This window comes from Vibrio rubrogenes, assembly GCF_059641415.1.
Map to the genome: position 1 here is coordinate 226,442 of NZ_JCARSY010000003.1, position 24,524 is coordinate 250,965.

Annotated in this window: 19 protein-coding genes and 1 pseudogene; 8 read left to right on the forward strand and 12 right to left on the reverse strand. The window is 44.8% G+C overall.

Annotated features, from left to right (window positions below):
- Positions 1-74: 74 nt before the first annotated feature.
- Positions 75-1,061, forward strand: coding sequence for a beta-N-acetylhexosaminidase (nagZ, locus tag AC55NX_RS04390; RefSeq protein ID WP_496994652.1), 987 nt, complete (start codon positions 75-77; stop codon positions 1,059-1,061).
- 12 nt (positions 1,062-1,073) lie between these two features.
- Here nagZ and btsR read toward each other — a convergent pair whose 3' ends face one another.
- Together btsR and AC55NX_RS04400 are read right to left on the reverse strand one after the other, a co-directional pair.
- On the reverse strand, positions 1,074-1,784 hold the full coding sequence (gene btsR / locus AC55NX_RS04395; RefSeq protein ID WP_059120026.1) for a two-component system response regulator BtsR: 711 nt from the start codon (positions 1,782-1,784) through the stop codon (positions 1,074-1,076).
- 23 nt (positions 1,785-1,807) lie between these two features.
- Positions 1,808-3,478 carry a LytS/YhcK type 5TM receptor domain-containing protein gene (locus AC55NX_RS04400; RefSeq protein ID WP_496994653.1) on the reverse strand — a complete coding sequence of 557 codons (1,671 nt, stop codon included), beginning with the start codon at positions 3,476-3,478 and terminating at the stop codon, positions 1,808-1,810.
- Between the two features lie 246 nt (positions 3,479-3,724).
- Here AC55NX_RS04400 and AC55NX_RS04405 point away from each other — a divergent pair, with 246 nt between their 5' ends.
- Both AC55NX_RS04405 and tyrA read left to right on the forward strand, forming a co-directional pair.
- Positions 3,725-4,792 carry a 3-deoxy-7-phosphoheptulonate synthase gene (locus tag AC55NX_RS04405; RefSeq protein WP_496994626.1) on the forward strand — a complete coding sequence of 356 codons (1,068 nt, stop codon included), beginning with the start codon at positions 3,725-3,727 and terminating at the stop codon, positions 4,790-4,792.
- Between the two features lie 11 nt (positions 4,793-4,803).
- Positions 4,804-5,931 (forward strand): bifunctional chorismate mutase/prephenate dehydrogenase, encoded by a 1,128-nt coding sequence (gene tyrA, locus AC55NX_RS04410; RefSeq protein ID WP_496994627.1) that lies wholly within the window; start codon positions 4,804-4,806, stop codon positions 5,929-5,931.
- Between the two features lie 116 nt (positions 5,932-6,047).
- On the opposite strand, the gene AC55NX_RS04415 is transcribed toward tyrA, so the two are convergent.
- Both AC55NX_RS04415 and ettA read right to left on the reverse strand, forming a co-directional pair.
- Positions 6,048-6,425 carry a PilZ domain-containing protein gene (locus AC55NX_RS04415; protein ID WP_496994628.1) on the reverse strand — a complete coding sequence of 126 codons (378 nt, stop codon included), beginning with the start codon at positions 6,423-6,425 and terminating at the stop codon, positions 6,048-6,050.
- 117 nt (positions 6,426-6,542) lie between these two features.
- Complete coding sequence (ettA, locus tag AC55NX_RS04420; RefSeq protein ID WP_496994629.1) at positions 6,543-8,210, reverse strand: energy-dependent translational throttle protein EttA; 1,668 nt, start codon at positions 8,208-8,210, stop codon at positions 6,543-6,545.
- 248 nt (positions 8,211-8,458) lie between these two features.
- On the opposite strand from ettA, the gene AC55NX_RS04425 reads away from it, so the two are divergent.
- Entirely contained in the window at positions 8,459-10,405 is a 1,947-nt protein-coding gene (locus AC55NX_RS04425) for a transglycosylase SLT domain-containing protein (protein WP_496994654.1), read from the forward strand.
- 59 nt (positions 10,406-10,464) lie between these two features.
- Positions 10,465-10,764, forward strand: a complete 300-nt coding sequence (gene trpR / locus AC55NX_RS04430) for a trp operon repressor (protein WP_496994630.1) — start codon at positions 10,465-10,467, stop codon at positions 10,762-10,764.
- Between the two features lie 100 nt (positions 10,765-10,864).
- On the opposite strand, the gene AC55NX_RS04435 is transcribed toward trpR, so the two are convergent.
- From AC55NX_RS04435 to bamD, 8 genes and pseudogenes are all read right to left on the reverse strand, one after another.
- Positions 10,865-12,247 (reverse strand): class II fumarate hydratase, encoded by a 1,383-nt coding sequence (locus AC55NX_RS04435; protein WP_496994631.1) that lies wholly within the window; start codon positions 12,245-12,247, stop codon positions 10,865-10,867.
- Positions 12,248-12,267: 20 nt separating this feature from the next.
- Positions 12,268-12,648 carry a hypothetical protein gene (locus tag AC55NX_RS04440; protein ID WP_496994632.1) on the reverse strand — a complete coding sequence of 127 codons (381 nt, stop codon included), beginning with the start codon at positions 12,646-12,648 and terminating at the stop codon, positions 12,268-12,270.
- A 79-nt stretch (positions 12,649-12,727) separates the two neighbouring features.
- The gene (gene yjjX, locus AC55NX_RS04445; protein ID WP_496994655.1) at positions 12,728-13,273 is read right to left on the reverse strand and encodes an inosine/xanthosine triphosphatase; all 546 of its coding nucleotides are present in this window, start codon (positions 13,271-13,273) and stop codon (positions 12,728-12,730) included.
- The gene (locus AC55NX_RS04450) at positions 13,273-15,597 is read right to left on the reverse strand and encodes a putative bifunctional diguanylate cyclase/phosphodiesterase (protein WP_496994633.1); all 2,325 of its coding nucleotides are present in this window, start codon (positions 15,595-15,597) and stop codon (positions 13,273-13,275) included. The genes yjjX and AC55NX_RS04450 overlap by 1 nt, the downstream gene beginning before the upstream one ends.
- A pseudogene (locus AC55NX_RS04455) lies at positions 15,581-16,626 on the reverse strand (polyamine ABC transporter substrate-binding protein). The gene AC55NX_RS04450 and the pseudogene AC55NX_RS04455 overlap by 17 nt, the downstream one beginning before the upstream one ends.
- A gap of 191 nt (positions 16,627-16,817) precedes the next feature.
- Positions 16,818-17,993 carry a prephenate dehydratase gene (gene pheA, locus AC55NX_RS04460; protein ID WP_496994634.1) on the reverse strand — a complete coding sequence of 392 codons (1,176 nt, stop codon included), beginning with the start codon at positions 17,991-17,993 and terminating at the stop codon, positions 16,818-16,820.
- A 225-nt stretch (positions 17,994-18,218) separates the two neighbouring features.
- Entirely contained in the window at positions 18,219-18,548 is a 330-nt protein-coding gene (gene hpf, locus AC55NX_RS04465; protein WP_496994635.1) for a ribosome hibernation-promoting factor, HPF/YfiA family, read from the reverse strand.
- Positions 18,549-18,920: 372 nt separating this feature from the next.
- Entirely contained in the window at positions 18,921-19,649 is a 729-nt protein-coding gene (gene bamD / locus AC55NX_RS04470) for an outer membrane protein assembly factor BamD (RefSeq protein ID WP_496994636.1), read from the reverse strand.
- A 152-nt stretch (positions 19,650-19,801) separates the two neighbouring features.
- On the opposite strand from bamD, the gene rluD reads away from it, so the two are divergent.
- From rluD to clpB, 3 genes are all read left to right on the forward strand, one after another.
- A complete protein-coding gene (gene rluD, locus AC55NX_RS04475; RefSeq protein WP_496994637.1) occupies positions 19,802-20,782 on the forward strand; it encodes a 23S rRNA pseudouridine(1911/1915/1917) synthase RluD in 981 nt (326 codons plus the stop codon).
- Entirely contained in the window at positions 20,779-21,498 is a 720-nt protein-coding gene (gene pgeF / locus AC55NX_RS04480; protein WP_496994638.1) for a peptidoglycan editing factor PgeF, read from the forward strand. The genes rluD and pgeF overlap by 4 nt, the downstream gene beginning before the upstream one ends.
- Positions 21,499-21,606: 108 nt before the next feature.
- Positions 21,607-24,180: an ATP-dependent chaperone ClpB gene (gene clpB / locus AC55NX_RS04485; RefSeq protein WP_496994639.1), complete on the forward strand. Its 2,574-nt coding sequence runs from the start codon at positions 21,607-21,609 to the stop codon at positions 24,178-24,180.
- Positions 24,181-24,524 lie beyond the last annotated feature (344 nt).

Here is a 24,524-nt window from a genome sequence, read left to right on the forward strand (position 1 = left end):
CGAATAGAACTGCATCGGGGCGTTGTTGTGTATATAATCGGCTGAAATCAATCATGAGAATTCGGGAGACAGATATGGGGCCGCTGTGGCTAGATGTTGAAGGATGTGAGCTGAGTGCGGAAGAAAAAGAGATGTTGGCGCATCCGACAGTCGGTGGCGTAATTTTATTCGCCAGAAACTATTTCGATTCAAGGCAATTACGGGCTTTAACTCAGTCAATTCGGCAATATGCGAGACAACCAATTCTGATAGGTGTCGATCAGGAAGGTGGTCGTGTTCAACGGTTTCAGGACGGGTTCACCCGGTTGCCGGCTGCCGCAAGCTATATCCGTTTCCCTGAGAGTGAACGCTTAGCACAACTGGGTGGTTGGTTAATGGCCAGTGAACTGATTGCGCATGATATTGATTTAAGTTTTGCCCCGGTTCTCGATACGGGATTTTCCTGTCGTGCTATCGGTAACCGTGCTTTTGGCGAAGAGTGTGAGACAGTCATCTCGATGAGTCGGGCCTATATACAGGGGATGAAATCTGCCGGGATGGCGACAACGGGAAAACACTTTCCGGGACACGGGGGAGTGGTAGAAGATTCACATAAAGAAACACCGTACGATCATCGTGAAGATATTTTCGACACGGATATGCAGGTGTTCCGGCAGCATATTCAGGCTGATTTACTGGATGCGATTATGCCGGCTCATGTGATTTATTCTCATTATGATCAACAGCCTGCGAGCGGTTCGGCATTCTGGCTGAAGCAGGTTTTACGGCACAAACTCGGTTTTAATGGCATTATTTTTTCAGATGATTTGGCGATGGAAGGTGCCTCGATCATGGGTGATGCGGTTGCCCGCTCCCATCAGGCCTTGGCGGCAGGATGCGATATGTTATTACTGTGTAATGATCGGGATGCATCAGTCCGAGTGTTGGATCATTTACCGATCATGGCTGTATCCGGTGCTGAATCTCTGCAAAAACAGCGCGCGTTTAATCCGGCAGAACTGAAAGCAACCCCTCAGTGGAAACAGGCTGTGGCAGCGCTCAGACCACTGACGGAGGAGTAACCCGTATGTTGTCTAACTGATTCCGAGAGTTTCTTTTAAGTTTTTCAGATAGCGCCGACTGACCGGCACGGTATATCCCGAAATGGTCAGTACCTCAGCCAGACCATGCTCGAGTAGTTTGATCTCCTGAATGTTTTTCGGATGAATCAAATACTGACGGTGACAGCGTAGCAGCGGGGTTTTTTCTTCCAGATGTTTCAATGTGAGTTGGCTGGTGGCTTTTTTGTCACTGGTTTGGACATGAACGCCAGCCAGATCACTACTGACAAATTCAACGGCCTGTATTGGGATAATCACAATCCGGTTGAGTCCGGTGCAAGGGATCTGTTCCAGTGACTTGGGAATAATGGGGGTCATATCCTGGCGTTGTATGTCTCGCTTTAACCGTTGCAGGGTTTTGTGTAACCGCTTGTCATCAATAGGTTTGAGCAGATAATCAAACGCGTTATCTTCGAAGGCTTGAATTGCGTATTGATCATAGGCTGTGACAAAAACAATTCTCGGCATGGTTTCTTGATCTAACATCGCCAGTAGATCGATACCAGTGAGTTGCGGCATTTGAATATCAAGAAAAACGACATCCGGTTTGAGCTGATTAATTTGTTTCAAGCCGTCAATAGCATTGCCTGCCTGACCGACGATCTTCAACGTCTCATCTTCTCCAAGCAGTTGGATCAGTTCTTCTCTGGCATGTATTTCATCATCAATAATCAGTACTTGCATTCAGATATTCTCTCAAAGATATGTCAGGTTAGGTTTGGGAGTAAAAACTGCATTTTGGTTGAGACATCCGGTTGGATGTCGGTTTGCAGTTGCGATGAATGACCAAAGTAATTGATCAGACGTTTTTCGACGATTTGCATGCCAAGCCCGTGCGTTTGATTGGGTGAAGAACGGTAAAGCCCGGCATTATCTTCAACAACAATCAGGTGTCCATGCGCTGTTGGCTGGTTATAAATACGAATTTTACCCTGGCCGAGTAAATTGGAGGTGCCGTGCTTGATAGCATTTTCCACTAAAGGCTGGAGAGTAAATGTAGGCAAGCGTCGCTCCATCAGAGAGGGATCGATCTGAATTTCAATATCGAGGCGATCACAAAAGCGGGCTCGTTCAATCATCAAGTAGGCATTCACATGGGCAAGTTCCTCTGCAAGGGTAATTGTTTCGATATTCTGTTTTAAATTACTGCGAAAAAAATGGGCCAGATGTTGGATCAGTTCACGAGCCTGGCGGGGATCAGTGCGAATGATTGCACTGATCGTATTTAAAGCATTAAAGAGAAAATGCGGATTCACTTGCGCATGAAGGAGTTTGATCTCTGCCTGAGACAATAATGTTTTCTTCTGTTGATATTCACCGTGAAGGATTTGACTCGATAATAGCTGCGCAATGCCGCCAGCCATTGACATATTAATTGACGAGAACAATTTGCGCTTCTGTTCATACAGTTTGATAGTCCCGATGACGCGATCATCGACACGTAGCGGAATGATCAGCGCGGAGCCTAATTTACAGTCCGGTGACAGAGAGCATTGATAAGGGCGCTCGTATCCGTCGAGATAGATAATTTCATTTTTTTCAATCGACTCCAGTGTTTTGGGCGATGATATGGGGGTATTGGGATGATGATGATTATCACCGACACCAATGAAAGCGAGGATTTTTTCCCGATCGGTAATGGATACGGCACCGACATTGGTTTCCTCATAGACGATACGGGCGACCGGTCCTGCGGTTTTTGCCGTAAATTCATCGGATAGTAACCCGACGGAACGTTCTGCGATACGTAACGCTTTGCGGGAAAAGGTTGCAGAGTATTCCTCATAAATCGATTTTTTATCTTTGAGAATGCTCATAAACAGCGCTGCTCCGACGGAGTTGGCAATAATCATCGGGGCGGCAATGGTACTGACCAGTGAAAAAGCTTGGTCATACGGTTTGGCAACCGATAAGATAATCAACATTTGAATCACTTCAGCAAACAGCGTGATCCCGAAGACCACCCCCGGTTGAAACAAACGTTCCCGTTGGTATCTTCTCATCAGATAAGTATGCAGTAATCCTCCGATAAGGCCTTCGGTGGTGGTTGAAATCGCACAGGCTAAATCGGTAAACCCACCGAGTGTGTAACGATGAAGCCCACCGGTTAGACCAACCGCAAAACCGACAATCGGCCCTCCGAATAGTCCACCCATAACGGCACCAATCGCTCGGGTATTTGCGATAGCATCATCGATCTGTAAGCCAAAATAAGTGCCCAGAATGCAAAACAGCGAGAAAAGCACATAAATTGATAATCTGTGCTCTAAACGGGAAGAAATGTTCAGGAGTGGCAGGAACAGAGGCGTTTTACTGAGCATATAAGCAAGGACAAGGTAAACGCACATTTGTTGCAGCAGGGAAAGAATCACATCCATGGTCATACAAAACATCTTGTAAACTGTTTGCTTATTCTAGGGGAAGGCAGTGCAATAAAATACTAACCTATCAGTGAATTGTGATGGAATGATGATGAAATAGATGTGTAAAATAAAGTTTACAATAAATGTTTCTATTATTTTACATTCACGTAAGCTGTTTTTGCTGGTAATTTAAGCCGCATGTGTGATTTAATTCTCGTTAATAGAGAATGAAGTGTAAAATTTTTTGTACAGGTGGCAACAATGAATGAACTCAATGATATTAATATAATTGACCAACAGGTTTTGATTACGCCGGAAGCACTGAAAGCGAAGCTGCCTCTGAGTGAGAATGCACAGCAATTCATTCATCAGTCTCGTCAGACGATTGCTGACATTATTCATAAACGGGATCACCGTTTACTGGTTGTCTGTGGTCCTTGTTCGATTCATGATTTAGATGCGGCTAAAGAGTATGCTAAACGTTTTAAAGCGTTAGCTGAAGCTGTGAGTGATCAGCTGTATTTAGTGATGCGGGTATATTTTGAAAAGCCGCGGACAACCGTCGGTTGGAAAGGGTTGATCAATGACCCGCATCTGGATGGTACATTTGATATTGAGCATGGGTTGCATGTCGGCCGACAATTATTGGTTGAACTGGCAGAAATGGAAATCCCGCTTGCGACAGAAGCGCTTGACCCGATTAGCCCTCAATATCTCTCTGATACATTTAGTTGGGCTGCTATCGGTGCCAGAACGACTGAATCGCAGACTCACCGGGAAATGGCCAGTGGTCTTTCGATGCCGATTGGGTTTAAAAATGGTACAGATGGCAGTTTATCTACGGCAATTAACGCCATGCAAGCGGCGTCATCGAGTCACCGTTTCATGGGGATTAACGCTGAAGGTCAGGTCGCGTTGCTAACCACACAAGGGAACTCAAATGGACATGTGATTCTGCGTGGCGGTAAACAAACCAATTATGATTCAGTTTCTGTTGCTGAATGTGAAGCAGAAATGCACAATGCGAAACTTGACCCGGCACTGATGGTCGACTGTAGTCATGCGAACTCTCGTAAAGACTTCAGACGTCAACCACTGGTTGCTGAAGATGTGATCCATCAAATTCGTGAGGGCAATCGCTCGATTATCGGATTGATGATCGAAAGTCATATTCATGAAGGAAACCAGTCCGCTGATCTGCCTCGTGAGGAAATGCAGTACGGTGTCTCTATTACCGATGCATGTATTAGTTGGGAAGCGACTGAAACCTTGTTGCGTCGTGCGCATCAGGATCTGGTTCCATTCTTAGAGAAACGTTTGCAAGATTAAAGAGGTTGTTCATGTCAGTTGAGCTCAACACGTTACGAGAGCAGATAGATGGAGTCGATCAGCAGATGATTCAATTGCTTGCTCGTCGTCTGGCGTTGGTTGAAAAAGTTGGTGAAGTGAAAAGTCAGCACGGTTTACCGATTTATGCCCCGGAACGTGAAGCAGCTATGTTGGCGGCACGTCGTGAAGAAGCTGAAAAACAGGGCGTTCCTGCTCAACTGATTGAAGATATTCTGCGCCGGACGATGCGTGAGTCTTATGCCAGTGAGAAAGATGCCGGCTTTAAGTGTTTGAACCCGGAACTACGTCCTATTGTGATTGTCGGTGGGAAGGGGCAGTTAGGCAGCTTGTTTGCACGGATGTTCCGTTTGTCCGGTTATACGGTAAAAGTACTTGGTAGTCAGGACTGGGATCATGCCGATGAATTGTTGCATGACGCGGGAATGGTTGTCGTGACTGTGCCGATTCATCTGACACTGGATGTTATATCGAAGCTTAAACATCTGCCTGAAGATTGTATTTTGTGCGATCTGACCTCGATAAAGTCTAAGCCATTACAAGCCATGCTAGAGGTTCATTCAGGGCCGGTTGTCGGCTTACACCCGATGTTTGGTCCGGATGTTCCCAGCCTTGCGAAGCAGGTGGTTGTTTATTGTGATGGACGCGATGCCGACAGTTATCAGTGGTTGCTTCAACAGCTATCGATTTGGGGAGCCAGTTTGTGCAAGATTCGAGCAGAAGATCATGACCATGGGATGACATTAATTCAGGCGCTGAGACACTTTACCTCTTATGTGTATGGCTTGCATTTATCGAAAGAAAATCCTGATTTGGAAAAGCTACTTCAGCTTAGTTCTCCGATTTACCGTCTGGAACTCGTGATGGTCGGGCGCTTATTCGGCCAAGACCCGAACCTGTATGGTGATATCATCTTCTCCTCGGAAGAAAATACCGCTATGATTCGTCGTTTTTATCAGTGCTTTACCGAAGCGATGACGATCATCGATGAACAAGATAAAGAACGATTTATCGAGAGCTTTGCTAAAACCAGTCAATGGTTTGGTGACTACTCGCAAAAATTTATGTCAGAGAGTCAGAGTTTACTCAAACATGCCAATGATGCGATTCATCGCGGGTAAATGTACAGTATCAACGGAAAGAACGGAAAAGAGCGGATCACCCGCTCTTTTTTACATTGTCAGCTCTAATAAATCACCGCTTTGGGCGTTGAACCCGATTTATATTGGACCAAGCGTCACTTTTCACCTTCATCACCTAAATCAGTCAGGTGTTCTAGTTCTCGATGTAAGAGTGCGTCATCGCCAACATTCAGCTCAATCAGCCGTTTCAGGTGAGAAATACTTTCGACATCGATATAAGCAATACTTGCGTGCAATGTACTGTTTTCCAAACTGACAATATTGGCTGTCATTTGAATCGAGATATCACTTTCAGGGAGCGGGAATTCAATGTAAACCGGTTGTTGCGGATCGAGCCTTGTTTCACCAATGATGGAAAGCAGTATCCCATGCAGTGATAGATCCTGAACCGTCGTTGCAATGTGGACTGACCCTTGGGTCAGTAAAGCCGGAGCCCGGTAGATAATCCGTGAAAATCGACGTTTTTCTGCCATATCTCTGCCTCTGTCGGTGGGATAGGGGCGCTCAGTTGCGGAGAATGCATCGTCATCAGTCTTTTCCGGTGATAAAAAAGGCCGCAATGGCGGCCTTTTTTACACCAACAGAAAACACTATTTCGCAATACGTTTGTATTTAATGCGATGCGGTTCTGCCGCTTGAGCACCCAGTGTCTGTTTTAGCCATTCTGAGTATTCAGTATAGTTACCTTCGTAGAAGTTGACTTGCCCTTCGTCACGGTAATCAAGAATATGTGTCGCAATTCTGTCAAGGAACCAACGGTCATGCGAAATAACCATGGCGCATCCCGGAAACTCTAATAACGCTTCTTCCAGCGCCCGGAGTGTTTCCACATCGAGATCGTTGGTCGGCTCATCAAGCAGTAAGACGTTGCCGCCAGCTTTGAGTAGTTTTGCCAGATGAACACGGTTGCGTTCTCCTCCGGAGAGCTCACCGATAACTTTTTGCTGATCCACGCCTTTAAAATTAAAGCGAGAGCAGTAAGCCCGGGCGGGGATCTCAAAGTTATTGATCCGGATAATATCGGCACCTTCAGAAATCTCCTGAAAGACCGTATTCTTATCGTTCATACTGTCACGGAACTGATCAACCGAAGCGAGCTTCACGGTATCACCGATGTCGATCGTGCCGGAGTCTGGCTGTTCTACCCCGCTGAGCATCTTGAACAGGGTGGATTTACCTGCACCATTTGGACCGATGATGCCCACAATTGCACCTTTCGGCATGGTGAATGACAGATCATCAATTAACACTCTGCCATCGAATGACTTCGTGAGGTTTTTCACTTCAATGACTTTTTCGCCTAAACGGTCACCCGGTGGGATAAACAGTTCATTGGTTTCATTGCGTTTCTGATGATCGCTACTCTGCAATTCTTCAAAGCGAGCCATCCGGGCTTTCGATTTTGCCTGACGACCTTTTGGATTCTGACGAACCCATTCAAGTTCTTTCTCGATGGTTTTCTGACGGGCTTTTTCCTGAGCGGCTTCTTGCTTCAGACGTGCGTCTTTCTGTTCCAGCCAAGAGGTATAATTCCCTTGCCATGGAATCCCTTCACCACGGTCAAGTTCCAGTATCCAGCCCGCAGCGTTATCTAAGAAGTAACGGTCGTGGGTAATGGCTACCACGGTACCGCTGTAATCGACCAGAAAATGCTCCAGCCATGCAACGGATTCTGCATCCAAGTGGTTGGTTGGTTCGTCTAATAGCAGCATGTCTGGTTTTTCCAGTAGCAGACGGCAAATCGCCACCCGACGTCGCTCACCACCAGAAAGGTGACTGATTTTCGCATCCCATTCAGGCAGACGAAGGGCATCTGCGGCACGTTCCAGTATATTCTCCAGATTGTGGCCATCTTTGGCCTGAATTAAGGCTTCCAGATCTCCTTGCTCTTTCGCCAGCGCATCAAAATCTGCATCCGGTTCAGCGTAAGCTGCATAAACTGCATCAAGGCGCTCAAGGGCATTTGTTACATCAGAAACAGCTTCTTCAACAATTTCGCGGACGGTTTTACTCTCGTCCAGTACGGGTTCCTGTGGCAGATAACCGACATTCAGTCCGGGTTGGGGACGCGCTTCACCATCAATGTCGGTATCAATACCAGCCATGATACGGAGCAGCGTTGATTTACCTGCACCATTGAGACCCAGTACACCGATCTTGGCGCCAGGGAAAAAGCTTAGAGAGATATCTTTCAGGATTTGTCTTTTCGGGGGCACAATTTTGCTCACCCGAGACATTGTATACACGTATTCAGCCATTGCCGATCGTTCCTAACTGTTACTCATAGACCAAAACGGCCATTTTATACTAATCAGATGATATTTGTTACTCGCAGACATTTTTTTCATCCAGACTTTGGGGGAGTCAGATGATTTGTGAAAAAATATGCAAATTGATGTTGTTTGAGATTTTTTGTTAATTTAGCCTCTCTCATGTAATAAATGAGGAAATTATGACTAAAATGTTAAGAAATCGTTTTGGGGGAGTTGGGCCGATTGTATCATTTATGAACGGGTCTTGGGGAAGAAGCATTCTGCCCATTATACTTTGTATTGTTATCGGCAGTTGCTACGCACAGCGTAGTGTGGCACAAAGCGACTTGACACTGGAACAACAGCGTCAGCTTTATGAGCGTGCTCAGCTCTGGCTGGATCAACAAGATGTCAAAAAATACCACCGTATTCGCGACCAGCTGCTTGATTATCCTTTAACGCCTTATCTCGATTATCGCTCCATTTTAGTCAACATCGGTGATAAGCCACCACTGGTCATCAAAAATTTCATCGATAGTCATCGTAATTTCCCATTTGCCGGACGAATTAGTGCGCCTTACTTAGATGCGTTGGCTCAGAAGAAAAAGTGGTCGGTGTTACTGACCTATCAAAAATCCATTCCCAATCAAGAAAAATATCGTTGTTATTACTATACGGCGATGTGGCATACCGGCAGAAAGAATGAAGCATATCACGGGGCCGAATCGCTGTGGCTGAGTGGTGACAGTGTCTCTGATGCTTGTGATTTTCTGTTTTCTCAGTGGCGTAAGACGCGGTTTTTTACTGATCGACAGATTATTGATCGTATGTTTCTCGCATTTGAGCAGCGAAGTTCCTCTCTGATGCAGTATCTGAGTCGCCAGTTGAAGACGGATCAAGCGCATGCACAGGCGCAGCGATTGCTTAATATTTATCGTGATCCGAAGCGGGTATTGACGCTGATGAATACCAACGTATTCAGTGACGATGATTCTAAAACGGTTGTTCTTGGTTTGAAAAAATGGGCCGCTGCGAAGCCGATTGCCGTGTATTCGCTCATCGCACAACACCAACTGACGTTGCTGAGCGCTGAAGAACTGAATCATCTGTCTCTCTATGTTGCCAGCCAATTGCTGGATGAGGAACCGGCATCGGACATCACTGAATGGCGAGATCAGGTGATTGCAGAAAGTGGCGATGTCCGGTTAATTGAACAGCGCATTCGTCAGGAAATCAGGCGAGGTGATTGGCATCATATTCATCGTTGGATTGGTTATTTGCCTGAATCGTTGCAGCAGTTGCCCGGATGGCAATTCTGGCTTGGCCGAAGCGAGATCGAGTTGGGCAATGAAGCCGAAGGGATCAACAAATTGGCGGCGCTCACCGAATTGCGAAGTTTTTATGGGGTGGCTGCGTCTGAGATTCTGCAACAGCCATTTGTCTATCGGACCAGTACCCTGAGCTACAATCCCGATTTGATTGAACCTTATCGGAAGGCTTTGGTTCGGATTGAGGAGTTGATTGAGCGAGGGAAAATTGCGGCTTCTAAAAGCGAGTGGCGTTGGTTACTGGAGCGCGTTTCGGTGGAAGAACGTGCGATGTTAGCGCGTTATGCAGCGACAGCCCATTGGTATCATTTGGCTGTGGTTGCTTCAATTCAGGCCAAGCTGTGGGCCAACTTGGATCTACGCTTTCCCAGAGCTTACCTGAAATGGTTTGAATTTTTTGGTAATAAAAACAATGTTGATCCGATCTCATTGATGTCTTTAGCAAGACAGGAAAGTGCGATGGATATTGAAGCGCACTCTCCGGTGGGAGCCAAGGGGTTGATGCAAATTATGCCATCTACCGCCCGACATGTTGCCAAAAAATATCGACTGCAGTACCACAGTGCCAGTGATTTGTTTAATGTGGAAAAAAACATTGAGCTGGGCAGTCAGTATCTCCATGAACTGTTGACCCGGTATGACGGCAACCGGATTCTGGCTTTTGCGGCATACAATGCCGGGCCATACCGGGTTGATCAGTGGTTGAAAGATTCGGATGGTGAGTTGGATGTGTATCGGTTCATCGAATCGATCCCTTTCCACGAGACCAGAGGCTATGTGCAAAATGTCCTGATGTTCGAAAACTATTACCGCTATTTGATGGGGGTGGAAGGCGATTTTTTACAGCATATTGAAGTGGAGACAAAATATTGATTCCATTGGGCGATAAAACTACTACAATGGATGAAGTGTATCAATCAACGAGTACAGTCATGTTACAGCAACCAAAATTTACTGACTGGCAGTCTTTATTGGAGCTGCTGAGAGAAGCATCGGAACAAGATCGTCTGGCAATGGTGTTGACGATGATGATGACTCCAGATGAGCGGGAAGCGTTGGTTTCCAGAATCAATATATTTTATGAGTTACTCAAAGGTGATTTGTCTCAGCGGCAGATCAGTCAAATGCTGGGGGTGGGGGTTGCAACGATAACCCGAGGTTCGAACGAACTGAAAGCGTGTTCTGAAGATAATAAAGCAGCTTTGATTAAGCTGCTGCTTGGAAAGAGTTAGCCCTCGATTGGGAATCAGGCCGATTGATGTTGGCAGTCAGAGACTGTCAGTCCTCAAGCAGCTTGATTCTTTTGCTTCTCGAACCCGAATCCCTGTATTGTTAACCGATCCCGCCCTGAGTCAGCTTTTGTGGGGCGAGTAGTTTTTCCAATTCTTCTCTACTCAGATCGGTTTCTTCAACTGCGACATCAATAATTGCCCGCTGTTGTTGATAAGCTTGTTTGGCGATTTTGGCCGCCTTTGAATATCCGATAACGGGATTGAGCGCAGTGACTAAAATCGGATTCTTTGCTAAGGCAATATCCAGATTATCCTGACGCACAGTAAATGTAGCAATGGCTTTATCGGCTAACGCTGTAGCACTGTTGGTCAGCAGTTCGATGCTTTCCAAAATATTATGAGTAATAACAGGTAACATCACGTTGAGCTGGAAGTTGCCTGACTGCCCGGCAATGGTAATAGTTGCATCATTACCGATAACCTGAGCCGCAGCCATTGCCGTCGCTTCCGGGATGACCGGATTGACCTTACCGGGCATGATCGAAGAGCCGGGTTGTAGCCCTTGTAGTTCAATTTCTCCTAAGCCAGCGAGCGGACCTGAATTCATCCAGCGCAGATCATTTGAAATTTTCATCAGCGCGACCGCTGTTGTTTTTAACTGTCCGGATAAGGCAACAATTGCATCTTGACTACTGAGGTTGAAAAAGAAGTTTTCACTGCTGGCGAACTGAATCCCGGTTTTTTGAGATAAGTGCTCGACAAAGGCTGTCGCAAACCGAGGGTCTGCATTGATGCCCGTCCCGACGGCTGTCCCGCCTTGCCCTAAAGCTTTCACTGAGGTCAGACTGTGCTGAATTCCCTGAATTGCATGTTGAATCTGATGAGCCCAGCCGCTGAGTTCTTGAGTAAATGTAATGGGCATCGCATCCATCAGGTGGGTTCGCCCTGTTTTGACAAAATGCCCCACTTCGGTACTTTTATGATTGAGGGTTTCAATCAGGTGATTCAACGCAGGGAGCAGTTGTTGCTCGATAGATAGGGTACTACTGACTTGGATGGCTGTCGGGACAACATCGTTACTGCTTTGCCCCATATTGACATGATCATTCGGATGAATCCGGGTACCGAGAATCTGGGAAGCAAGTGTCGCAATGACCTCATTGGCATTCATATTTGAACTGGTCCCGGAGCCGGTTTGGAAAATATCGATCGGAAACTGTTCTAGGTGCTGGCCATCAATAATTTGTTGAGATGCGAGAGCAATCGCATTGGCAATGTCATCTTCTAACAAGCCTAATTGAACATTTGTTTGTGCTGCAGCTTGTTTGATATAAGCCAAGGCTTGAATAAATCCACGGGGCATCGGTCGTTTACTGATAGAAAAATTATTCACAGCGCGCTGTGTTTGTGCCTGATAAAGGGCATCCGCAGGAACCAGCACTTCTCCCATACTGTCGGTTTCAGTTCTGAATGTTTGCTTCATGAGTGCGCTCCTATATTTCATTAATCGAGTATGGTCTGAATACTTCTTAACTGTTGCTGTAACGACATAAGTTTGACATCGCCACCATTGAACTGACGATAAAAGCGTTTGAGCGTGAGTAGTGGGATATGGATCGAATCGAGACAGATTCGGCGAAAAATTCGACTGTAGGTAGGATCTTGAATCGCGTCCAGAAGATGAAAGAATACCCGACGGAGAAACAACTCATGGAGTAGCCCGTTTTCATGATGTGTCTCGGGACGGTAAAGCGACGCGAGTAACAGACCACTCTGAATATATTCCTGAATAACTTCAGGCTCAAAACCCAGAGGCTGGTTGTGTTGAATGAACCGATCCTGAGCTTTGAAAAAAGCGTTATATAAGATCTCTTCCCGACGCATAGTCACCTCACTCTACATTATAATGATAATTATTATCATTATAATGTACTAAATGCAAGTTGCCCCTGATCGTCAGTCTCTATTTGGTTGGTACAAGGAGCAGGTTATCAGGATAAAGTGTTGGATTGACGAAAGGAACAAGCGCCAGAATCAAAGCCTGATGATAAACAGAGCCGCGAGTGAGGCGGTGGTTGGTGAGTAAACCGATAGCACCGCCCTGCTGTTTGATATTGGTTGTTTGAAACAGGTCGTCCATAATGCTACCGAGTTCGGTTTCGGTACTTAATTGCGTGATCACTTCAGGGGGAAGCGGCAGACTTGAAGAGCGTGATTCTCCTCTTTTTTGTCCTGATTCGACAACCATCCATGCGTAAGTAAATTGTCCTTCTACGCCAGCCTCCAGACCGACATAGAAATCAGCGTCCGGAACTTGCTTTCGGGCGTTGGCAACGCGGTTTAATGCACCCAAACGCGTTTCAGAATCACTCATGGGCTGATCGGCGACGTGACTGGAAGCTGAGATACCGAGCACTTCTGCCTGAATAGTCGGAAATACTTCCTGAAAGGCATTCTCTACAGCCTTGATTTTAACTGGATTGAGTGATGCGACAATAATTCGGGTCATCATTGTGTTCCTTTTGATTGTTCTGCAAGTGCTGTCAGTTCAATGATTGATAGGGGCTTACCGAAATAATATCCCTGTAAATAATCACACTGGTATTCCTGTAGCCATTGAGACATGCATTCTGTTTCGATCCCCTCAGCTGTGACTTCCATATTTTGAGAATGGCACAGGTCAATCAATGGCTTCACCACCTGATGTTTTTGAGTGACAATTAAAGTATCAAGAAACTGGCGATCTAATTTTATTTTTTGTACTGGATATTGAACCAGCTGAGAAATCGACGTGTATCCGGAGCCAAAATCATCGATCGTCAAACCAAATCCGAGTTTCGATAATTCATGTAATAGTGGAAAGCTCTGAGATTCAGCCGCGAATGTTTCCGTAATTTCAAACTCTACCAAATGGACTGGAATCTGATAAGTGGTCGCAAGTGCTTCGATATATTCTGCCAGTTGCAAGGAGTTCAGCTCTGCGGATGACAGGTTGATTGCGATTTTTTTCGGTTCATCCTGAATGTCTTGAAGCGTCGCAAACTCTTCAAAGGCCTTATGGATCACCCAACGGTCGATGTCACCAAATAATCCGGTTTGCTCTGCAATAGGAATGAATTCGTCAGGAGAAATCTCGCCCAACTGAACGGATTCCCAGCGCAGTAATACTTCAAATCCGGTGATAGTTTTTTCGGAGCAGGTGAAATAGGGTTGATAAACCAAACTAAACTCATAATCGAAAGAACCGTTTCTGAGTGCTCGCTCGATGTTTGCCCGGCGCTGGACAATTTTATCGAGTGCTTTTGAGTAGTGTGCTATCTGGTTTTTGCCGGCATTTTTTGCCTGATACATTGCGGTATCGGCATTGGAAAGGAGTTTTTCAATATGTTGACCATCTTCCGGGAAAGTCGCAATCCCGATACTGGCAGTAATCGGAAAATGTCCTATTGGTGAATGAGTCCGGTTTTGTATCGGTTCTAATAGTTGTTGCGCAAACTTATCTGCGATATCCGGCTGTTGAGTAGAGGATTGAAGAAGAATGGCAAATTCATCACCGGAAAGCCGAGAGGCCAGACAATGTACGTGATAGGTCTGATTAAAGTGCTGACACAGTGTTTCGATATGATTTGCAAAATTAATCAGCAGTGAGTCCCCGATTTGATGCCCATACTTGTCATTGACGTACTTAAAGTTGTCTAAATCAATATAGAGTGCCCAGACATATGAGCGAGCATGAGAAAGAATGGTTTTGGCGTGACGTTGAAAATGATGCCGGTTCGCCAGATTGGTGAGGTGGTCGTTTTCTGCCAATAACTTCGTTTGCTGATAGGTTTTTTCCAGTTCGGTATACATCACATAAAAGCGTGATGATAAGCGTCCGATTTCATCATTGCTCGACAGAACTTCAATATTTTTCCGCTGATTGTTTTCAACTTCCTGTAATTGATTATCCAACCGGGTAATTGGGTTAATGACATGTCGGTACAGCAGGAGCAATAACAGGACAACCGTAAAGAATGCTGAGACATTAAACGCTAAGATTAACTCTTTCTGGATGGCATTGAGCTGTTGATTCAGAATCAATGGTGCCGGATCCAGCGTCGCAAACCAGCCGGGCTGAAGTTCAACGGTTTGGATCAGGTCTTCTTTTGGGAAGGTTTTATTTTCCGCAGGCTGATGAGTGAAAAATATGGCGGTTTGATTATCGTACTCTAGGCTTTTTTTCAGATGATTGAAACGATCAAGGGTTGCGTAGACCAGTACGAAAAAGATTTCATTCTGATTATAACTCAGCGGTGTTTGCAGTGTTTTTGTATCTAAAACATCATAACGAATTAAAACGCCTTCTCCCGATGAATTTTCAGTGTAGCCAACATAAGTCGGTTTTCTAGTCTGTTGGTAAACTTGCTCGGTATATTTTAGAAGTTTCGGATCCATCTGTGCAAAAGGATCATGACTTCTGTCCGCATAGTAAAGAACCTTGTGCTGACTGTCCAAAATCGATAATGCGATAAACTGTTGTTGCTTGGGTTGAAGGGCATAAATTGTGTCATTCAGATTATCAACCAGTTCAAGTTCCCGAAACGGATTCTGTTCATGATGTATATAGTGGCGAATAATATCGCTTTTAGCCAATGTGTAGGCATAGCTACTAACCAGCGTATTCGTTTGACGATAATAGCCTGCTAATTTCTCCATGTTGAGCTGTAGATAACTATCGGTTCGTTTTATGAGTGCATCTCTTTGCGTAACATAAATAATGTAACTTGATGCAGCTGCACTCAATAAAATAACGGGCGCGATGAGTAATAATATTCTATGGGTGAGCTTCATGCTGATTAATTAAACTATTGATGATTTTGGATCGGATATTTAGATTAAAGGGCGAAAGTTCCGCATCAATGATGATGTTGTTCATGTCTCCGATTGATGGAAAGACACTCTCATCATGAATAAAGCTTGCTGGCAGTTGTTTGAGTGCTGCCATATTGGGTGTCGCTGCACCGATATCCAGAGCATTTCGAGCTGCGACATCCGGTCGCATCAGATAATTCAGAAAATCTTTGGCCGCTGTTTTATTTTCTGAATTACTATTGATTGCCATACAGTCGACCCAAATAAATATGGGGCCGGCAGGTGTGATAAACTTCCAGTTGTTATTATGAAAATAGCGATTGAGAGAATATTGATCGCCACTATATCCTAATGCCATGTAAAGATTATCATTATCTTTATTGCTTCTCACGTAGCTGAGTGCATATTCATAAGTGATAATATTGGCGTTGAAACGTTCCATTGTATGATAAGCGGCTTTCAACTCAGATAAAGAATCCGTTAGCGGAGATAAGTGCTGTGAATATAGGAAAGGTAATAATGTTTCGACACTATCTTGTATCATGCCGATGTGTCCTTTGACCGCAGGTGGTGGATTCATGAACTCAGACCATGTTCGCGGTGGTGAAGGTACTTTATTTTCTCTATAGACAATACCAACACTCCCCAAAAATAAGGGATGGCGTGTGTCCCGCAAACTTGATTCCAACGAGGATCGATATATTGACGGTTTTCTAGTGATGACAGATCCTCAAAAGCATCCTGACGGGCAAAAATTTGGGCAGAAACATTATCCAAGACAATGATATCAAAAGGAAGCTGAAAACTTTTCAGCATGAGCAGACTACGTTCATCATCATTGTCAAAATGGAATAAATGTAAAGGGATATTAAAATATTTACGCCATTCTGATATGACATGTTTTGATAGCGTATCTTCCCACAGATAAATATTAAGTTCTGAAGCGGTAGCTGTTAAGGGAAAAGCAGCAAGGGTAATAATCAGTATTCTAACTAGTTTTTTAACCATCATTTATGCGTTCGAACCTGACGTATGCCGATCCTAAAGATGAGGTAGGCGCTATTTGCTACTTTATCCTGTATTTAAGATAACAATACGACAAAAGACTATGTTTGGGTGAGAGCGTTCATTTGTACAAATTCATTCTATGTTGTCGATGTCGTATTGTCAGCTATATCAAAGTGGAAATCACCAATTTCTCAATATTGTTCCACTTGCGTCGGTTTTACATTTTCAATCGGATAGCACCCCAGCACTTTGAGGAACTTCGTTAATCGGGTCAATTCTTCCAAGGCTTTTTGCATTTCGGTAGACGCTAAATGAGCAGCTAAGTCAACATAGAACATTTCTTCCCAGGGATTGCCCATCACCGGTCTTGACTCAAGTTTAGTCATATTAATTCCCAGCTTTTGCAACACTTGAAGTGTTGAAACCAGAGCGCCGGCTTCTTGAGATGTTGCCATAATGAGCGTTGTTTTGGCGGGGATCTGTAAGGAAACTTCGACCGGCTTGCGAGCCACAATAATGAAGCGGGTATAGTTCTCGGTTTGATTGGCAATATTAGATTTGATTGGTTGTAATCCGTACAGCTTTCCGCTGGAAGCATTACCGATCGCGACAACATCATGGCGGTTCATCTCTTTGACTTTCTGCATTGCATCTGCGGTACTGATGCAAGATTCGAGTGTGACATGATCCATATAACCTAAAAACTCACTGCACTGTTGCAGTGGCTGTGGATGAGAGTAAAGCACCCGAATATCTTCCAGAGAAATATCTTGTGTTGCCAGCAGGCAATGTTCTATTGGTAAGGTTAACTCACCGACGATGTGTAATGTTGTGCGCTGAAGCAGGTCGTACACTTCGTTGATTGAGCCTGAACTGGTATTTTCGATCGGTAATACACCGTAATCTGCATGTCCTGATTCAACTGCTTTGGTCACATCTTTGAACTGCTCGCTATTCATCTCAATCAGTTCGACATTTTTCCGACTAAAATATTCACGAGTTGCCAAATGTGAATAGGAGCCTTTTGCCCCCAGAAATGCGACGCGGGAGGTCGGTTTTCTGTGCACTGGGTTGGCTAAATTCTGTAAATAGTTTTGTTGTAGTAAGACAGAATCTTCAATGATGGTATAAAACACTTTAGTAATATAGGGGGCATCTAACTGGTATTTTTCTTTGCCATTATTAATCAGTTTAACCAGTAATTGTTGCTCTCTGTCGGCATCGCGCACGGGTTTGGCGGTTTCCACCTTGCTTTTGGCAACTTCAATACTCAATTTGCGGCGTTCTGAGAGTAATTGAAGTAACTGATCGTCTAACTCGTTCAGTCTTAAGCGAATATTCTGCAAAGAGTACTTCTGAGACGTCATATTATATCCTCATAAGAAAAGACCTCCGTACAGAGAGGAGGTCTCCAGTTGTTATTTTATATGCGCAATGATTGTCATTTTGATTCGGAGTTTCAGCGCTGATTCACTGGATGAATCTAAAATTGAAAATGGTCGTTAGTCACACAATAAGCAAGGTGTCACAAGGCGTCAAGCAAAAAAACAGCGCTGAATCAGCGCTGTTTACAATGATGGATGATTTGATTTTTACAAGATTTCAGATGGGTCAATTTTGTCTTTATCTGTCCGTCTTGCTTCTGGTTTATGTCTCAGTTTATTGAGCTGACGTTCTAGTTTCTGTTCGACTTCATTTACAGCGACATAGAGATCTTCGTGTACGGCCGAGGCAACCAGTTGTCCTTTGGGAATAGAAATAACAGCTTCGAACTTTTTCTTTTTATCCGGCTCTTCTTGAAACGTGGTTTGACAGCCAATGATATCAACTTGCCATTTTTCCAGTTTTTTGATTTTCCCTTCGATATGCTCGCGGATTGCAGAGGTGACTTCAATATTTTTACCGATAATGTTTACATTCATAGGTGATTCCTCTGTAGCTATCCCATCTGGATTACTTTCAGATTACCTGTTTGATATGGAAAAAATGTGATGTTCATCACTTAAATGAGCGGTGGATTCTGACGTCGAACCAAACGTGATCTGTCGCAAAGAGTCATCGCGAGAAAGTGAAAAAAGAGTTGAGAATATTTTACGTCACGTTAGATTAGAGAAAGGTTGAACTGAAAAATATTTGTTTTTTAGCGGTTTTTCTCAGCTTGTTAAAAAGCCATCAATAATTAAAAAGTCATCAAACCTGCTGCTCAGCCAACTCGTTTACCCCTTTTCAAAAAACAGATTGCTCTTCCAAAAATGAGGAAAAGCAATCCGTCAGTCTGTTCAATTTACTCGTGATTATTCGATAGGGTTTAATTTGATTAATGTTTGCGTTCGCTTCACTGCGTCAGTTAACCCTAACTGTTGGTAAGCTTTCAATTGTATTTGTAATGACTTTCTCGCGGCTTCAGTATTCGGGAAGGTTTTCTGTAATTCCTGACAACGTTTGATCGCTGCAATCCATGCTTCTCTTCTCAAATAAAAATCTGCCGTCGCCAAATCGTAATTAGCCAGTCTGTTTTTTAAAGCCAAAAGGCGTTGATGTGCATCTTTGGCATAAGGACTGTTTGGGTAGCGTTCAAGTAATTTTTTAAAATCGGCAAAAGCTTCTTTCGCAGGTCCAGGATCGCGATCCGAACGATCAATATTAAATAGCTCCTGCATAAAGTTAGTGTCTTGGGCCATGTTGGTTAAGCCCCGCATATACAGTACCCAATCGATTTTATCGTGAGTCGGGTTTAAACGCATAAAGCGATCAATCGTTGCCAGACTCATCGCGAGCTGATCACTTTTATAATAAGCGTAAATCAGATCAAGCAGAACCTGCTTTGAATAAGCACCGAACGGATAACGTGAGTCCATGGCTTCCAATTTTTCAATTGCACTGGTCCAGTTACCGCTTTGCAAAGAGATTTTGGCTTCTGAATAGAGTTGTGAAGGGGGGATATCGGGAACAATATGTTTACTGCTCGAGCATCCCGCGAGAAGTATCAGCGCAAGTAGACCTGATAAAGCTTGGTATTTCATGTCAGAAGTGGCTTCCTTTAATTCAAAATAGTTCAGTGAAAGTTCTCTTTGTAAAAAGGTTACGTTACTTTCTCTGTGGTAACAGATACAATAAGGCATCATTTTATCCATACTAGGGACTATTAGTCTCCTTGTTTTTTAAAAAGTTCGATATGGCTCAGCAGATTGAATTAAAGAGTACCGTAAGAGATAGCCAGTTAGGACAACGCCTTGATCAGGCGATTGCTGAACTGTTTTCTGATTTTTCCCGTTCTCGTCTTAAAGAATGGCTACTTGCCGGCAAAGTGGTAGTCGATGGAGAGGTTGTAATTAAACCGCGTCAGAAAGTCATGGGAGGGGAAGAAATTATCCTTCACGCTGAACTGGAAGACGAAGAGCGCTGGCTGCCTCAGGATATTGCTTTGGATATTGTCTATGAAGATGATGATATTCTGGTGATCAACAAACCTCGTGATTTTGTGGTTCATCCCGGTGCCGGGACGCCTGATGGCACGGTATTGAACGCATTACTGCATTACTATCCACAAATTGCGGAAGTGCCGAGAGCGGGGATTGTCCACCGTTTGGACAAAGATACCACCGGTTTGATGGTGGTAGCGAAGACCGTCCCGGCTCAGACTCGTTTGGTCAGAGCGCTTCAGAAGCGCAAAATCACCCGGGAATATGAAGCGATTGCAATTGGCACGATGACCGCTGGTGGTCTGGTTGAACAACCGATTGGACGGCATCCGACCAAGCGAACATTGATGGCTGTGTCACCGATGGGAAAACCCGCTGTGACGCATTACCGGGTAGCCGAACATTTCCGTGAACATACGCGGATTAGACTGCGGTTGGAAACCGGACGAACTCACCAGATTCGTGTGCATATGGCATCGATTCAGCATCCGTTACTGGGCGACATTGCTTATGGCGGGCGCGTCAGAATTCCCAAAGGCGCGGATGACGATGTGGTGGCGTTGATCAGAAACTTTGATCGTCAGGCGCTACATGCGGTGATGCTGCGGTTTGAACATCCGATCACAGGAGAAGAACTGGAATTTCATGCCCCGGTTCCTGAAGATATGGTGATTTTGACCGAAGCATTACGTGACGATACCAACAAATATGGAAAAGATGAGTATTCATCATGATCATCCCTGACTGGCAGCTTCCTCAACATGTTCGGGCGGTGTCTTCGACACGCCAATGCGGTGTTTCTGCTGGGAAATATCAAAGTTTGAACTTGGGGATGCATGTCGGTGATTCACCGGAACATGTTGCGGAAAACCGCCAGCGAGTCATTGCGTATGCGGAAATGCCTTCAGCACCGGTGTGGATGAATCAAACCCATTCAACACAAGTCCTTGTTATTGATCATCCTATGACCGATATCGTAGAGGCAGATGGGATTTTTACCCGGACGCCGGGTGTGGTTTGTGCAGTGATGACCGCAGATTGTCTTCCTATTTTGATGACCAATACATCAGGGACTGAAGTTGCTGCGGTTCATGCCGGTTGGCGAGGATTGGCTGGCGGCATTCTTGAACAAGCCGTCTCCTGCTTTTCTGGAGACGTCATGGTATGGTTGGGGCCGGCGATCGGTAAAACTGCTTTTGAAGTCGGTGATGATGTGGTTGCTGCGTTCATCCAAGTCGATCCAATGGCAGAACAAGCGTTTGAACCCCGCCAGCAAGAGGGTAAGTGGTCCGCAGATCTGGTGCAATTAGCGCGACAACGCCTGCACCGCGTCGGTGTTAAACAGGTTTCCGTCAGTGGCTTATGTACATACAGTGATGCACACAACTTTTTTTCTTTCCGACGTGATGGTGTGACGGGAAGACAAGCTTCATTCATTTGGATCAAATAACCATCTTTTTGTGGTGGTAATTTGAACACTCCCCCTTGAAAAAACGATCTGGCGTATCCATTTTTCTAACAGTGAATTTTATTGCTCCGTAGAAAACAGGAGATAGATATGCGTCTTGATCGATTTACCAGCAAATTTCAAATTGCTATTTCCGATGCCCAGTCACTCGCACTCGGGCGTGATCATCAATATATAGAACCCGTCCATTTGATGGTGGCCTTGCTCGACCAAAATGGCAGCCCGATTCGACCACTATTGACCATGCTGGATGTCGATGTCATGCATTTACGCTCCAAACTTGGAGAAATGCTCGACCGGCTGCCTAAAGTGAGTGGTATTGGTGGTGAAGTTCAACTATCCAACACAATGGGCACACTCTTAAACATGTGTGACAAGATTGCCCAGAAACGACAAGACGCTTATATCTCTTCCGAAATTTTTCTTCTCGCTGCGTTAGAAGACAAAGGCCCGCTCGGACAATTACTGAAAGAGATCGGTTTGACTGATAAAAAAGTATCAGAGGCGATCGAAAAAATTCGCGGTGGACAGAAAATTAATGACCCGAATGCAGAAGAGCTACGTCAGGCACTTGAGAAATATACAATAGATCTGACTGAGCGTGCAGAGCAGGGCAAACTGGATCCTGTTATTGGTCGTGATGATGAGATCAGACGGACGATTCAGGTTCTGCAGCGCCGGACCAAGAATAATCCGGTGATTATCGGTGAACCCGGTGTGGGTAAAACTGCCATTGTGGAAGGATTAGCGCAGCGGATTATCAATAGTGAAGTGCCTGAAGGGCTGCGCGGACGTCGCGTGCTTTCTCTGGATATGGGGGCCTTGGTGGCCGGTGCGAAATATCGGGGTGAATTTGAAGAACGTTTGAAGTCTGTCCTGAATGAGCTCGCTAAAGAAGAAGGGAACGTCATTCTGTTCATTGATGAACTGCATACTATGGTCGGTGCCGGTAAGGGTGAAGGCTCTATGGATGCTGGTAACATGTTGAAACCGGCATTAGCCAGAGGAGAACTTCACTGTGTCGGTGCCACAACCTTGGATGAATATCGCCAATATATTGAAAAGGATGCCGCGCTTGAACGCCGTTTCCAGAAAGTGTTGGTCTCTGAACCGAGTGTTGAAGACACGGTGGCGATTTTACGTGGTTTGAAAGAACGTTACGAGCTCCATCATCACGTTGAAATTACTGACCCGGCGATCGTATCGGCAGCAAGTCTCTCTCACCGATACATCTCGGATCGGCAACTTCCCGATAAAGCGATTGATTTAATTGATGAAGCAGCTTCAAGTATCCGCCTGCAAATCGATTCAAAACCAGAAGCATTGGATAAGCTGGAACGCAAAATTGTACAGTTAAAAATCGAGCAGCAGGCACTCAGTAATGAGCATGATGATGCCAGTGAAAAACGACTGAATATCATCAACGATGAACTGCAAGAGAAAGAACGCGAGTATGCGGAGTTAGAGGAGATCTGGAATGCTGAAAAAGCAGCTCTTTCAGGGACTCAACATATTAAAGCTGAACTTGAACAGGCTCGTTTAGATCTGGAAGTTGCTCGAAGAGCGACTGACCTGAATCGTATGTCGGAACTCCAGTATGGCCGGATTCCCGAATTAGAGAAACAACTGGATCTCGCAGCTCAGGCTGAAATGCAGGAAATGACGCTGCTGAAGAATAAAGTCACGGATGCTGAAATTGCAGAAGTTCTGTCCAGACAGACCGGAATCCCTGTTTCCAAAATGCTTGAAGCTGAAAAAGAAAAACTGCTACGCATGGAAGATGCGCTGCATAAACGGGTTATTGGACAAGCTGAAGCCGTTGAGGTTGTATCCAATGCAATACGTCGCAGTCGAGCCGGTTTATCTGATCCCCATCGACCAATAGGTTCATTCCTATTCTTGGGACCAACAGGGGTTGGTAAAACAGAACTGTGTAAAACACTCGCCAACTTTATGTTTGACAGTGATGATGCCATGGTTCGGATCGATATGTCTGAATTTATGGAGAAACATTCCGTTGCACGTTTGGTAGGAGCACCTCCTGGTTATGTCGGATACGAAGAAGGTGGGTATTTGACTGAAGCGGTCCGCAGAAAACCTTACTCTGTCATTTTGTTGGATGAAGTCGAAAAAGCACACGCCGACGTCTTCAATATTTTACTTCAGGTTTTAGATGATGGACGCTTAACTGACGGCCAAGGTCGAACCGTCGATTTTCGCAATACCGTGGTGATCATGACTTCTAATTTAGGCTCATCACAGATTCAGGAACATTTTAAAGAACTGAATTATGACAGTATGAAAGAGCAGGTGATGGATGTGGTCAGTAAACATTTTCGTCCCGAATTTCTAAACCGGATTGATGAATGCGTTGTATTTCATCCACTGGGTAAAGGGCAGATTAAGTCTATTGCATCGATTCAAATTGAGCACTTACGTCAGCGAATGCAGGAAAAAGACTACGATCTTGAAGTTGAAGACGCTGCATTAGAACTGATTGCCCAAGTTGGGTATGACCCGGTTTATGGTGCGAGACCACTAAAACGAGCCATACAGCAATCAGTCGAGAACCCACTGGCAAAATCAATTCTTAGTGGAGCATTGCTACCTGGGATACCCATTCGTCTGTCAGTTGAAGATAGTCAGATTGTGATGTCGCAGTAGATTGGTTGGATTGAAATCATAAAGAAGGGGTGTCTGATGGCGCCTCTTTTCGTTGGTGGGAACTAAAAAAGTAATAACTCGAATAAAATCGCTAAAAAATTAATCGCTTCGATTGATATTTAATCTGTTGGACGAAAAAAGAAAGAATTTATAGTTTTTGCTATTGCCAAGTTAAATTAACGCCATATAATGCGCCTCGTTGTCTCGGGACTGAGTCTCGATTCAACGACGGATTTTGAGTTTTAAAGGCTCAACAAAAGAGAAGAAAAAAGTGTTTGACACCAAGATTTATCTCGCTAAAATGTCCGTCCGCTTCAAGTGCTAAACAAATGCTTTGAGGCTCA